Raw genomic sequence first — 13,222 nt, 5'->3', positions numbered from 1 at the left:
AATCGATTCGGCCGCCGCGCGACGGCGGCGGCGTTCAACGCGCCTTCTTGCGCGCGGCGGCTTCGCGCGCGAGGCGCAGCAGGGCGCGTTCGGTGCGCGCATCGAGCGTCACCCGCGCGGCAGCGACGCGTTCGGTGCGCGCGACTTCGGTCGCGCCGACGTGCAGCACGCCGGTCACGCGGATCAGTCCGTGCAGGTCGGGCACGATCGTGCCCGGCCCGTTCGGCAGCTGCACGATGATCGTGCTCGCGGGCAGGTCGTCGGCGAGCGATTCGTCTTCGTCGCCCGCGCTGGCCGGCAGCGGCGACAACATGAAGCTGCCGGCCACCGGCAGCTCCTGCTGCACCATGTAGCCGACGATGCGCACGCGCTTGCCGTCGAGCGTGCGCAATCGATCGGTCGGTTCGAGGCCCTTCGGACCGACCGGCAGCTTGAACATGTCGGCGAACTTGAGTTCGGTGACGCCTGCGGGCGGTGCGCCGAGGCGCCGGGTCACCGCGAGTGCGGCCGGCACGTGCGTCGTCGCGGACGTGCCGGTGGCGCCGTTGGCGTGCGCGAACGGCGCCGGAATGAGCGCGAGCAGCCCGGCGAGGGCGAGAGTGAAGCGTTGCATGGAGTCCCCAGGAGGCGGCACAGGGATGCCGCGTCGAAAGCGCTTCACGGTAGGCAGCCGTGATGAAGCTTTCTTGAACCTGCGGTGACGTTTTCGGCGTGCGCCGAACACTGGGCGCCCGGAAAGCGGTGCGGCACCGTCCTGGGGCCGCACCGCGGGGACCGGACCAGGGGATCCGGTGGCATCCGGCGCGTGCCGGATGCGCCGCGGGCCGTTCCGTGGCCCGCGCCTTCGCGACGCGTGCGTCAGTAGAAGCGGTGTTGCTGCGCCGGCGTCGTATCGGCGGCGGCGTCACCCTTCGCGGTCGCCGGGAGCAGCGGATCCACGATCACGCTGCCGGTCGCGTTCGGCGAGAGGCGCCATTCGAACTTCGGATCGTACGGGTCGTTGCTCTCGCGGAACTGGCGATACGCGATCGCGCCGTCTTCGCTGCCGCCCTTGAGCACGCCGAACGCCGCCGTGGCGAAACCGTCGAGGCCCGAGCGCCCGCCCGGCCCGACCGCGACGGGCTTGACCGCGCTGCTGCCGCCGCCGACCTTGAGGTTGCCGGGCATGCCGACGCGCGAGCCGGTCATCTCGGCCTTCACGTGCGCCCAGCGCATCTTCGCTCGCGCGAGTGCGGCGTCGTCGCCGTAGGTGGTCTTGAGCTCGCGCCAGATCTCGTTCGCGTGGGCGAACTCATCCTTGCCGAGGTCGGCGTAGAGGAGTTCACGCGCCTGCACGTAACCGGTGTCGCCGCGCTCGGCGGCGAGCGCGAACCACGCCATCGCGCGCGAGCGGTCGACCGGAACGCCTTCGCCCTTGAGGTACATCACGCCGAGGTTGTACTGCGCGGGCTTGTACGCCCACGACGCCGACACTTCGTACATGTCGACCGCGAATCCGAAGTCCTTCCGCGTGACCGCGCGCACGGCGTCGAAGTAGTACTTCTCGCCGGGGCGCCCGTCGTCTTCGGGCGACGCGTAACGCTGGTTCGCCGGTCGTTCGGTGTTGAAGCGCGAGTCGTAGCGGGGCGGAAGGTTCTCGGTCGTGTCCGTGGCGTGCAGGGATGCGATCGGCAACATCGCGCAGAGTGCGCCGAGCAGGGCGATTCGTGATGACATGGTGGGTCCTCGGTCGGTGGGTTCAGCGTGCACGCTTGTCGGAATGTTCCTCGGCGGCGCCGGGTGACGGCACGATCGGATCGACCGTGACCGTGCCCTCGGGATTGGGCGACGTGCGCCATTCGAATTTCGGGTCGTATGGGTTGTCGCTCTCGCGCAACTGGCGATACGCGATGGAACCGTCTTCGCTGCTGCCGCCGAGCACGCCGAAAGCCGCGGTGGCGAAGCCGTTGACTTCCGATCGCCCGGTGGGGCCGAGGCGCACCGGATGGACGCCGCCGCTCGCACTGCCGACCTTGAGGTTTCCGGGCGACCCTACCGGCGATCCGGTCATCTCGGCACGCACGTGTGCCCAGCGCATCTTCGCGCGCGCGAGCGCGACGTCGTCGCCGTAGGTGGTCTTGAGCTCGCGCCAGATCTCGTTCGCATGGGCGAACTCGTCCTTGCCGAGGTCGGCGTAGAGGAGTTCGCGCGCCTGCACGTAGTCGGCGTCGCTGCGCTCGGCGGCGAGCGCGAACCACGCCATCGCGCGCGAGCGGTCGACCGGAACGCCTTCGCCCTTGAGGTACATCACGCCGAGGTTGTACTGCGCGGGCTTGTACGCCCACGACGCCGACACCTCGTACATGTCGACCGCGAACCTGAAATCCTTCTTGGCGACCGCACGCACGGCGTCGAAATAGAACTTCTCGCCGGGGCGCCCCTTGTCCTCCGGCGTCGCGTAGCGATCGGTCGCGGGCCGCTCGACATTGGAGCGCGAGTCGTAGCGCGGGGGAAGGTTGTCGTCGGCCGCGGCGGCGGCGCACAGCAGGAAGGAACCGGACAGCCACATCGCACGCAGGTCCATGAGGCAGCTCCGCTGATGGTTGCGGGGACAAACCCTAGCGCGCTGCGCGCGACCTGTCAACGAAGACATTCGTACTACGTCCGTCGTCGAAGAAGACAGTGGCGACGGGCACAGACGAGCGACTCCCGCTACATGCGGAACACGCCGAAACGACCCTGCTCGACCGGCGCGTTGAGGCTCGCCGACAGCGCGAGGCCGAGCACGCGGCGCGTGTCGGCGGGGTCGATCACCCCGTCGTCCCACAGGCGCGCGGTCGCGTAGTAGGGATGGCCCTGGCGCTCGTACTGGTCGCGGATCGGCGCCTTGAACGCGTCTTCCTCTTCCTTCGACCACGGCTTGCCCGCGGCCTCGAGGCCGTCGCGGCGCACGGTGGCGAGCACGCTCGCGGCCTGCTCGCCGCCCATCACGGAGATGCGCGCGTTCGGCCACATCCAGAGGAAGCGCGGCTGGTAGCCGCGGCCGCACATCGCGTAGTTGCCGGCGCCGAAGCTGCCGCCGATGACGACGGTGAACTTCGGCACGTGCGAGCACGCGACCGCGGTGACCATCTTTGCGCCGTCCTTGGCGATGCCGGCCTGCTCGTACTTCTTGCCGACCATGAAACCGGTGATGTTCTGCAGGAACACCAGCGGCACGTTGCGCTGGTTGCACAGCTCGATGAAGTGCGCGCCCTTGAGCGCGCTCTCGGCGAACAGGATGCCGTTGTTGGCGACGATGCCGACCGGGTAGCCGTGGACGTGGGCGAAGCCGGTGACGAGGGTCTTGCCGTAGCGCGCCTTGAATTCCTGCAGTTCGGACCCGTCGACGATGCGCGCGATCACTTCGCGGATGTCGAACGGGATGCGCGTGTCGCGCGGCACGCAGCCGTACAGTTCGTCGGTCGGGTACAGCGGTTCGCGCGGCTCGCGCAGCGCGAGTGCGACGTCCTTGCGCCGGTTCAGGCTCGCGACGATGCCGCGCGCGATGTCGAGCGCGTGCGCGTCGTTCTCGGCGAAGTGGTCGGCGACGCCGGAGATCGAGGTGTGCACGTCGGCGCCACCGAGCGTCTCGGCGTCGACGACCTCGCCGGTCGCCGCCTTCACCAGCGGCGGCCCGCCGAGGAAGATCGTGCCCTGTTCCTTCACGATGATCGTCTCGTCGCTCATCGCCGGCACGTACGCGCCGCCCGCGGTGCACGAACCCATCACGACGGCGATCTGCGGGATGCCGAGCGAACTCATCCGCGCCTGGTTGTAGAAAATGCGGCCGAAATGCTCCTTGTCCGGGAAGACCTCGTCCTGCAACGGCAGGAACGCGCCGCCGGAGTCGACGAGGTAGACGCAGGGCAGGCGGTTCTCGAGCGCGACGTCCTGCGCGCGCAGGTGCTTCTTCACCGTCATCGGGAAGTAGGTGCCGCCCTTCACCGTCGCGTCGTTGGCGATGACGAGCACCTCGACGCCGTGCACGCGGCCGATGCCGGTGATGAGGCCCGCGCACGGCGCGGCGTCCTCGTACATGCCGTGCGCCGCGAGCGGCGACAGTTCGAGGAACGGCGAGCCGGAGTCGAGCAGCGCACGGATGCGCTCGCGCGGCAGCAGTTTGCCGCGTTCGGTGTGCTTGGCGCGCGCCTTCTCGCCGCCGCCCTGCGCGGCCTTCGCCATCTGTTCGCGCAGGTCGTCGACGGTCGCGCGCAGTTGCGTCGCGTTGGCCTGGAAGTCCGGTGAACGGAGGTCGAGCTGCGAACGGATCTGCGGCATGGGCGATCGGCGCGGGAGCGGGAAATCCCGATGTAAACACAGCGCAGGGTTGCAAGCCAGTCTTGCCCGCGGCGTCCGATTGCGCTGCGGTGGTGTGCGCCGCACGGGGTGCGGCGGGTTCGCAATACGCAACCGGCCGCGCGAGGCGGCCGGTGCGTGTCGAGCGTCACGCGCGCAAGCGCGCGCGGATCACTCCTTCTTCTTCGCCGCGTCGGTGGCCGCGTCCTTCGCGTCCTTCGCCGTTTCGGCGATGTCGTGGCCGACTTCCTTCGCGCCTTCCTTGACCTCGTGCCCGGCGGCCTTCATCGCCGCACCGGTCGCTTCGGCGCCTTCCTTGACCATCGTGCCCGCGTTCGCGGCCGCTTCCTTGCTCGCGTCGACGGCCTTCGCCGCGGCGTCCTTCGCCTGCTCGGCGGCGCTCTTCGTCGCGTCGGCGGCCTGGTTCGCCGCGTCGCTCACCGCGGTGTTCGCGGTCGCTGCAGCCTGCTTCGCGGCATCGGCCGCCTGCTGCGCGGCGGCAGCCGTGGCGTCGGCGGCCTTCTTTGCGGCAGCCTGCGCATCGGCGGCGGCCTGCTTCGTCGCGGCAGCTGCCTTGTCGGCAGCTTCCTGCGCCTGCTTCTGCGAGTCGTCGCACGCGGCCAGCGTGGCGATGAGGGCCGTGCCGAGCGCGAACTTCAGGATCTTGCTGGTCATCTGGTCTGCCTCCCGTTGGTCGGCCGTCGGCCTGCCTGTGCAGCCCCTGCGGCCCGAAATGTGCGAACGCAACCGTCCGCGACGTGTGGATCGCGTCGGATTCTAGCAGGGCTGTTCAGTTTCGGGCGCATCGTCGGGCAGCCGCATGCCGCCCGACGCCGGCGGGGATCAGACCAGTTCGATCGCGATCGCGGTGGCTTCGCCGCCACCGATGCACAGCGAGGCGACGCCGCGCTTGCCGCCCCGCGCGATCAGCGCGTGCAGCAGCGTGACGACGAGGCGCGCGCCGGATGCGCCGATCGGATGGCCGAGCGCGGTCGCGCCGCCGTTGACGTTGAGCTTGTCGTGGGCGATGCCGAGGTCCTTCATCGGCGCCATCGCGACGACTGCGAACGCTTCGTTGACCTCGAACAGGTCGACGTCAGCGACCTTCCAGCCGACCTTCTTGAGCAGCGCGTCGATCGCACCGACCGGCGCGGTCGTGAACCACTCCGGCGCCTGCGACAGCGTGGTGTGGCCGACGATGCGCGCGAGCGGCTTCAGGCCGCGCTTCGCGGCGGCTTCGGCGCTCATCACGACGGTCGCGGCGGCGCCGTCGGAAATGCTCGACGAACTCGCCGCGGTGACGGTGCCGTCCTTGCGGAACGCGGGCTTGAGGGTCGGGATCTTCGCGGGATCGGACTTGCCCGGCTGCTCGTCGGTGGCGATTTCGACGTCGCCCTTGCGCGTGGCGACCTTGACCGGAACGATCTCCGCCGCGAACGCACCCGAGGCGATCGCCGCCTGCGCGCGACGCGCGGACTCGATCGCGTAGGCGTCCTGCGCCTCGCGCGTGAAGCCGTACTTGTCCGCGGTCGCTTCGGCGAACACGCCCATCGACTGGCCGTCGTACGGATTGGTGAGGCCGTCCCACGCCATGTGGTCGACCAGCTTGGCGTCGCCGTAGCGCAGGCCGCCGCGTGCGGACACCATGTGCGGCGCGTTCGTCATCGACTCCATGCCGCCGGCGACGACGACGTCGGCGGAACCGGCCTTGACCAGGTCGTGCGCGAGCATGATCGCCTTCATGCCCGAACCGCAGACCTTGTTGATCGTCGTGCAGCCGGCCGACTTCGGCAGGCCCGCCGCGAGCGACGCCTGGCGGGCGGGCGCCTGGCCGAGGTTCGCCGGCAGCACGCAACCCATGATGACTTCGGACACGTCCGCGGGCGCCACGCCGGCCTGCTCGATCGCGGCCTGGATCGCGGCGGCACCGAGCGTCGGCGTCGGCACGCCGGTGAACTGGCCGAGCATGGAACCGATCGCGGTGCGCTTGGCGCCGACGATGACGATATCGGACATGGAACCCTCCGGGATGGATGACGAGTCGGCGCGAGGCCGGGTTAGACGCCGATTATGCGCGTCCTGTTGCGCTGCGACAATTGCGCGCCGGCGGCGTAATCCTTGTGCTCGGCGCGCGCCACACGCTAGCCTCGGCCCAGGCATGACAGGGGGCACCGCACGGTGCGACGGGCAGCATGCTGGATCGCGATGGCCGTGCTGGCGTGCGCCGGCGCGCCCGCGCACGCGCAGGGTCGCGCCAACCACGGCGTCGAGCGCGTCCGCTTCCGCAACATCGGCGTCGAGCAGGGCCTGTCGCAGGCGAGCGGCGTCGACATCGCGCAGGATCGCCACGGCTTCATCTGGGTCGCCACGCAGGACGGTCTCGACCGCTTCGACGGCTACGGCTTCCGCGTCTACAAGCACGACCGCAGCGACCCGTCTTCGCTCGCCGCGAACAACGTGCACCGCCTGCTCGTCGACCACCAGGGGCGGCTATGGGTCGGCACGACCAGCGGCGGCCTCAGCCGCTACGACGAGCGCCTCGACCGCTTCGACAACTTCGTGCCCGACCCTTCGCGCAGCGACGCGATTGGCAGCGAGTACGTCGGCGCCATGCTCGAGGATGCAACCGGCACGCTGTGGGTGGCGACGCGCAACCACGGCCTGCAGAGCTACGACGAAGCGCGCGGCGGGTTCGTCGAATCGCGCTGTCGCGACGATGCGCTGCGCCGGCCGAACGCACTCGTCGCGCGCAGCGGCGGCCACCTCCTGATCGGCACGGCGGCAGGCCTGTTCGAGTGCGACCCGGCCGACGGCACGATGCGCGAGTGGGTGGCGCGATCGGGCGCGCGCCTCGTCGTGCGCACGATCGTCACCACCGAAGCCGGCGAAGTCTGGCTCACCGCGACCAAGCAGGGCCTGTTCCATTTCGGCGCGGATGGCATGGAGATCGAGCACTACGACGCGCAGACGTCGCCGTCGCTCGACGACACGGACCTCACCGGCCTGCACATCGACCGCAGCGGCGCGATCTGGTTCGGCAGCGAGAACGCGGGCCTGTCGCGGCTCAATCCGCACGCGCGGCGCCTGGAAACGTTCACGCACGCGCCGGAGCAACCCGGCTCGCTCGCGGGCAATCGCGCCTTCAGCGTGTTCGAGGATCGCGACGGGCAGATCTGGGTCGGCACCTGGAGCAACGGCATCAGCGTGTTCGATCCGCGCGCCGCCGGCTTCGTGTCGGTGCACACGGGCGGCGGCGGGCGTTCGCTGCCGGGCGCGTCGGTGCTGTCGGTGCTCGCCGACGACGACGGCACGTTCTGGTTCAGCACGGCCGAGAACGGCGGCCTCAGCCACTTCGATCTCGAGAACGGCCTGCTCGAGCATTTCGTGCACGATCCGCGCAATCCGGCGAGCCTCGCGCACAACTTCGTCGTCGCGACCCTGCGAGGCCGCGACGGTTCGCTGTGGATCGCCACGCGCGGCGGTGGGCTCGATCGCCTGCGCCCGCAAGCGAACGCGTTCGAGCACTACCAGCACGACGCCGCCGATCCGCGCAGCCTCGCTTCGAACAACCTGCAGCGCCTGTATCTCGACGCCGCGAACACGCTGTGGATCGGCACCACCGACTACGGTGTCGACGCGCTCTGCGACGGCTGCAGCGAGTTCCGCCACTACACGCACGTGGACGGGGTCGACGACAGCCTCGCACCCGGCGGCGTGTACGCGATCCTCGAAGCGGAGCACGGCCAGCTGTGGATCGGCACCGAGCGCGGCGGCCTCGCGCTGCTCGATCCGGCGAGTGGCCGCGTGCGCGACTTCCCGAGCGATCCGCGCAATCCGGCGTCGTTGCCGAGCAACACCGTGACCGACCTGCATCGCGACCGCCGCGGCGAACTCTGGCTCGGCACGCGCGGCGGCGGCCTCGCGCACCTGCTCGACCTCTATCCGAACGGTGTGCGCTTCGAGACGATCGACGCGCACGCGGGACTCGCCGCCGACGCGATCGGCGGCCTCGCCGAGGATGCGCAGGGACGCATCTGGATGAGCACGACGGTCGGCATCTCGCGCTACGACCCGCGCGACCGCAGCATCGTCAACGTCGGCGCCGACCAGGGCGCGTCGGCGAGCGGCTACTTCATCGCCTCGGTCGACCACGGCCGCGATGGGCGCATCGTGTTCGGCGGCGCCACCGTCGCGACGATCTTCGACCCTTCGCAGATTCCGGCGCTGCCCGTGCCCGAACCGGTGCTCACCGAGCTGCGCCTGTTCAACACGCCGGTGCTGCCGCGCTGGCGCGACCCCGACTCGCCGCTCGAACAGGCGCCGTGGAGCGGCGGCAACGTGCGCCTCAACCATCACCAGGGCATGTTGTCGATCAACTACGGTGCGCCGTCGGCGTTCGCGCCGGCCGGCCTGCGGTTCGCCTATCGACTCGATCCGCACGACGCGGACTGGATCGAGACCGACGCCGACCTGCGCACTGCGACCTACACGCGCCTGCCGCCGGGTGATTACCGCTTCCGCGTGCGCGCGCGCTATCCGGGCCAGCCGTGGGGCGAGAAGGAAGCGACGCTGTCGCTGACCGTGCTGCCGGCGCCGTGGCTGTCGCACATCGCGATCGCCGTCTACGCGGTGTGCGCCGCGATGCTCGCTGCCTTCGTCTGGCTGCGCGCACGCCGCGCGCGGCGCGAACGCGACGCCGTGCAGGAGACCGTGCGCCAGTCCGAAGAGCGGCTCAAGCTCGCGCTCTGGGGCAGCGGCAGCGAATTGTGGGATATCGACCTCGGCAGCGGTCGCATGCATCGCGACAACCAGCTCGAGCACCTCGCGGTCACGCACGAGGTGGGCGACCACTCGCTCACGACATATCGCCCGTACGTGCACCCGGACGACATCGAGCGCTTCGAGCGCGCGCTCGGCGCGCACCTGTCGGGGCGCTTGCCGACGTTCGAGGCGAGCTACCGCACGCAGGACACGCGGCACGACTGGGTCTGGGTGCTCACGCGCGGCCGCATCGTCGAGCGCGACGAGAACGGGCGCGCGCAGCGCATGAGCGGCACCACGTCGGACATCAACGCGCTGAACCAGGCGTTGGCCGCGCTGCGCACGCTCAATGAGCAACTCGAATCGCGCGTCGAGCAGCGCACCGCCGCGCTGCAGAACGCCAACCTCGAGCTGCGCAGCACGCTCGAGCGGCTCACGCTGGCGCAGCGCCAGCTGTTCGAAGCGGAGAAGCTCGCCTCGCTCGGCGGCCTCGTCGCCGGCATCGCGCACGAGATCAACACGCCGCTCGGCATCGGCGTGACCGCGGCATCCCACCTGCAGGAGGAAGCGCAGCGCATCTCGCGCCTGATCGGCGAGGGCAGCCTGGCGACCCGTGACCTCGACGAGTTCCAGCGCACCGCGCGCGAGAGTTCGGACATGATCCTGCGCAACCTGCAGCGTGCCGATCGCCTCGTGAAGAGCTTCAAGCAGGTCGCGGTCGACCAGTCGAGCGAGGACCGGCGCGTGGTCGACCTCGGCGTCTGCCTCAACGAGATCCTCACGACGCTCGGCCCGAGCCTGAAGAAGACGCCGCACCGCGCCGTGCTCGACTGCCCGGCCGGACTCATCATCGAGACGGCGCCCGGCGCGCTCTACCAGATCGTCACGAACCTCGTGATGAACTCGCTCATGCACGGCTTCGTCGAAGGCGACGCCGGCACGATCCGCATCGACGTCACGCTGGAGAACCGCATCGTGCAGGTGGACTACCGTGACGACGGCCGCGGCATGGACGACGCGGTGCGCGCGCGCATCTTCGAGCCGTTCTTCACGACGCGGCGCGGGCAGGGCGGCTCGGGCCTCGGCATGCACATCGTCTACAGCCTCGTCTCGCAGGTCCTGCACGGCCACATCGATTGCGAGAGCGCGCCGGGGCAGGGCACGCGCTTCGTGATCCGCTTCGGCGGCGAGGTGCTGCAGCAGCGTTCGTGACGTCGGTAGCCGATGGCTGCTGCCAAAGGGCGAGCGGTCAGTCCGGCAGTTCGCGCCGCAGCGCGAGCGCTTCGTCCCAGCGTTCGAACAGGCGATCGACGACGTCCGGATCGAACTTCGTGCCGCGGTGTTCGAGCATGAACGCGCGGATGCGCGCGGAGTCCCACGGATCCTTGTAGCAGCGCTTGCTGCCGAGTGCGTCGAACACGTCGGCGACCATCGTGATGCGCCCGCCGATCGGGATCGCCGCGCCGGCGAGGCCCTTCGGGTATCCGCTGCCGTCCCAGTTCTCGTGGTGCGAGGCGGCGATTTCCGCGGCGAGGCGCAGCACCGGCCGGTTCGAGTTGCCGAGCAGGCGCGCGCCGAGTTCGGCGTGCGTGCGCATGACCACGGCTTCCTCGGGCGTGTGCGGGCCGGGCTTGTTGAGGATCGTGTCGGGAATGCCGATCTTGCCGATGTCGTGCAGCGGCGCGGCGTAGCGCAACGTCTCGGACATCGCCGGCGGCAGGCCGAGCGCGTGGCCGAGCATCTCGGCGAGCAGGCCGACGCGGTGCACGTGGTTCGCGGTCTCCTGGGAGCGCGTCTCGGCCGCGCCGGCGAGCAGGTAGACCATCTCGAGCTGCGAGGACAGCAGCTCGTCGTTGAGGTGCAGGTTGTCGAACGCGATCGAGACGTTGGTGCAGAACAGCTCGACCAGCTTGTAGTCGAGCGGCGACAGGTTCCACGCCTCGCCGACGAACAGCAGGCTCTCGGTCTGGTGGCTGTCGATGAAATGCAGCACGTAGTGGTCGCGCCCGAACTGGTGGCGCTTGTCGCGGAACGCATCGCGCATCGTCGCGACGATCGCCGGCGGCAGCGCCTCGTCGGCGTCGTCGTGCTGCAGGCGGCGGTAGTCGCCGCTCGTGGCGGTGATGTGGAAATGGTCCGGTTCGGCCTCGCGCCGGCGGTCGATCGTGCAGTACAGCGCGCCGCGTTCGAGCCCGACGAGTTCGACCAGCTGGTCGAGCACCGCGTTGGCGAAGTCGCGCGTGTCGCGCCGTGCGAAGATGCGTGCGGAGCTGCGGATCACGTTCTCGAGGCCGACGCGGTGCGCCTCGATCGCGCGCATGTCGCGGTACGCGCGCAGCGCCGAGTACATCGTCGTCGCGAGGCGCGACGCGGTGAGCTCGGTCTTTTCCTTGTAGTCGTTGATGTCGTAGGCGGCGATGACCTCGTGCTCGGGCGCCTGGCCGGCCTGGCCGGTGCGCAGCACGATGCGCACGAACGGATTGCCGAGCTCCTCGCGGATGCTGCGCACGAGCGCGAGACCCGCCTGTTCCGATTCCATGACGACGTCGAGCAGCAGCACGGCGACGTCCGGATGCTGCTCGAGCACGCGCCGCGCCTCGTTCGCGCTGTGCGCGCTGAGGAACTCGAGCTTGCGGTCGGCGAAGCGGAAACTGCCGAGCACGAGGCGCGTGACGTCATGCACCTCGGGCTCGTCGTCCGCGATCAAAATCTTCCAGGTAGGCGCAGCGTCCCGTGCCTCGATGGCGCTGAACTGCAGATTGTCGTCCGCTCGGCCCACGCCACCCCCCACCAGTGGACGCGGCCAGTGTACTCCTAAGCGACGACGCGGGAAGCCCGATCTAAGGTGGCGGCCGGAACCGCGCCGGACCCGTTCAGGACTTGCCGTGGAACAGCTCGCGGCCGATCAGCATACGGCGGATTTCGTTCGTACCCGCGCCGATTTCGTAGAGTTTCGCGTCGCGCAGGATGCGCCCGGCCGGGTACTCGTTGATGTAGCCGTTGCCGCCGAGCGCCTGGATCGCTTCCAGCGCGACCTGCACCGCGCTCTGCGAGGCGTGCAGCAGGCACGAGGCGGGGTCGATGCGCGACTTGATGCCCTGGTCGTAGTTCTGTGCGACGAGGTAGGCGTACGCGCGCGACGACTGCAGCGCGGTGTACATGTCGGCGATCTTGCCCTGCATCAGGCCGAAGGTGCCGATCGGCGCGTTGAACTGCTTGCGTTCGCGCACGTACGGCATCGCACTGTCGAGCGCGGCCTGCATGAGGCCGATCGGGCCGCCCGAGAGCACGAGGCGTTCGGTGTCGAGGCCGCTCATGAGCACGCGCACGCCCTCGTTGACCTCGCCCACGCGCTGGCTGTCGGGGATCTCGCAATCCTCGAACACGAGTTCGCAGGTGTTGCTGCCGCGCATGCCGAGCTTGTCGAGCTTCTGCGCGGTCGAGAAACCCTTCATGCCCTTCTCGACGATGAACGCGGTCATGCAGCGCGAGCCGGCGGGACGATGCGCGGTGCGCATGTAGACGAGCAGCACGTCGGCGTCGGGGCCGTTGGTGATCCACATCTTCGAGCCGTTGGCGACCCAGGTGTCGCCGTGCAGTTCTGCGCGGCAGGTCATCGAGCCGACCACGTCGGAACCCGCGCCCGGCTCGCTCATCGCGAGCGCGCCGACGTATTCGCCGCTGCACAGCTTCGGCAGGTACTTCTGCTTCTGCGCTTCGCTCGCGTTGTGGTAGATGTTGTTGACGCAGAGGTTCGAATGCGCGCCGTAGGAAAGGCCGACCGAACCCGATGCGCGCGAGATCTCTTCCATCGCGACGACGTGCGCGAGGTAGCCGAGTTCCGAGCCGCCGTAGTCGCTCGACACGGTGACGCCGAGCAGGCCCATGTCGCCGAGCTTCGCCCACAGGTCCTGCGGGAACGCGTTGTCGCGGTCGATCAGGTCGGCGCGCGGTGCGATCTCCTTGTCGGCGAATGCACGCACGCTTTCGCGCAGCAGATCGAGCTCTTCACCGAGGGGGAATGGGCGCATGATCGACCAGCCATGGTTCGGAAAGGCCGGATATTACCGGCTGCCGTGCTCGCCGCGGAAGCAGGCGGCCGCCGGTGGTTTGACGGCATCGCCGCCCAACCGTAGCCTCGGCG

9 protein-coding genes are annotated in these 13,222 nt (G+C 69.6%); 1 reads left to right on the top strand and 8 read right to left on the bottom strand.

Features of this window, described 5'->3' with window-relative positions; translation table 11 throughout:
• Nucleotides 1-34: 34 nt before the first annotated feature.
• From FHW12_RS04750 to FHW12_RS04725, 6 genes are all read right to left on the bottom strand, one after another.
• Nucleotides 35-613, bottom strand: coding sequence for a hypothetical protein (locus tag FHW12_RS04750; RefSeq protein ID WP_182529808.1), 579 nt, complete (start codon nt 611-613; stop codon nt 35-37).
• 245 nt (nt 614-858) lie between these two features.
• Nucleotides 859-1,716 (bottom strand): tetratricopeptide repeat protein, encoded by an 858-nt coding sequence (locus FHW12_RS21550; RefSeq protein ID WP_310735141.1) that lies wholly within the window; start codon nt 1,714-1,716, stop codon nt 859-861.
• 22 nt (nt 1,717-1,738) lie between these two features.
• On the bottom strand, nt 1,739-2,563 hold the full coding sequence (locus FHW12_RS04740) for a tetratricopeptide repeat protein (protein ID WP_182529807.1): 825 nt from the start codon (nt 2,561-2,563) through the stop codon (nt 1,739-1,741).
• A 128-nt stretch (nt 2,564-2,691) separates the two neighbouring features.
• Nucleotides 2,692-4,299: a carboxyl transferase domain-containing protein gene (locus FHW12_RS04735; RefSeq protein ID WP_182529806.1), complete on the bottom strand. Its 1,608-nt coding sequence runs from the start codon at nt 4,297-4,299 to the stop codon at nt 2,692-2,694.
• A gap of 189 nt (nt 4,300-4,488) precedes the next feature.
• Nucleotides 4,489-4,992: a hypothetical protein gene (locus FHW12_RS04730; RefSeq protein WP_182529805.1), complete on the bottom strand. Its 504-nt coding sequence runs from the start codon at nt 4,990-4,992 to the stop codon at nt 4,489-4,491.
• Nucleotides 4,993-5,160: 168 nt separating this feature from the next.
• Nucleotides 5,161-6,333, bottom strand: a complete 1,173-nt coding sequence (locus FHW12_RS04725) for a thiolase family protein (RefSeq protein WP_182529804.1) — start codon at nt 6,331-6,333, stop codon at nt 5,161-5,163.
• Between the two features lie 189 nt (nt 6,334-6,522).
• On the opposite strand from FHW12_RS04725, the gene FHW12_RS04720 reads away from it, so the two are divergent.
• Entirely contained in the window at nt 6,523-10,290 is a 3,768-nt protein-coding gene (locus FHW12_RS04720) for a sensor histidine kinase (RefSeq protein WP_182529803.1), read from the top strand.
• A 37-nt stretch (nt 10,291-10,327) separates the two neighbouring features.
• On the opposite strand, the gene FHW12_RS04715 is transcribed toward FHW12_RS04720, so the two are convergent.
• Both FHW12_RS04715 and FHW12_RS04710 read right to left on the bottom strand, forming a co-directional pair.
• The gene (locus FHW12_RS04715; RefSeq protein WP_182529802.1) at nt 10,328-11,761 is read right to left on the bottom strand and encodes a DUF3369 domain-containing protein; all 1,434 of its coding nucleotides are present in this window, start codon (nt 11,759-11,761) and stop codon (nt 10,328-10,330) included.
• Between the two features lie 190 nt (nt 11,762-11,951).
• Complete coding sequence (locus FHW12_RS04710) at nt 11,952-13,109, bottom strand: isovaleryl-CoA dehydrogenase (protein WP_182529801.1); 1,158 nt, start codon at nt 13,107-13,109, stop codon at nt 11,952-11,954.
• Nucleotides 13,110-13,222 lie beyond the last annotated feature (113 nt).

This window comes from Dokdonella fugitiva (genome assembly GCF_014138265.1).
Classification (GTDB): Bacteria; Pseudomonadota; Gammaproteobacteria; order Xanthomonadales; family Rhodanobacteraceae; genus Dokdonella_A; species Dokdonella_A fugitiva_A.
This window is presented reverse-complemented; position numbering and strand designations above follow the sequence as displayed.

What these genes read in the sequence shown, in the direction of transcription:
- FHW12_RS04750 (WP_182529808.1), bottom strand. Translation starts at nt 613, where the DNA reads ATGCAACGCTTCACTCTCGCCCTCGCCGGGCTGCTCGCGCTCATTCCG.
- FHW12_RS04740 (WP_182529807.1), bottom strand. Translation starts at nt 2,563, where the DNA reads ATGGACCTGCGTGCGATGTGGCTGTCCGGTTCCTTCCTGCTGTGCGCC.
- FHW12_RS04730 (WP_182529805.1), bottom strand. Translation starts at nt 4,992, where the DNA reads ATGACCAGCAAGATCCTGAAGTTCGCGCTCGGCACGGCCCTCATCGCC.
- FHW12_RS21550 (WP_310735141.1), bottom strand. Translation starts at nt 1,716, where the DNA reads ATGTCATCACGAATCGCCCTGCTCGGCGCACTCTGCGCGATGTTGCCG.
- FHW12_RS04725 (WP_182529804.1), bottom strand. Translation starts at nt 6,333, where the DNA reads ATGTCCGATATCGTCATCGTCGGCGCCAAGCGCACCGCGATCGGTTCC.
- FHW12_RS04720 (WP_182529803.1), top strand. Translation starts at nt 6,523, where the DNA reads ATGGCCGTGCTGGCGTGCGCCGGCGCGCCCGCGCACGCGCAGGGTCGC.
- FHW12_RS04710 (WP_182529801.1), bottom strand. Translation starts at nt 13,109, where the DNA reads ATGCGCCCATTCCCCCTCGGTGAAGAGCTCGATCTGCTGCGCGAAAGC.
- FHW12_RS04735 (WP_182529806.1), bottom strand. Translation starts at nt 4,299, where the DNA reads ATGCCGCAGATCCGTTCGCAGCTCGACCTCCGTTCACCGGACTTCCAG.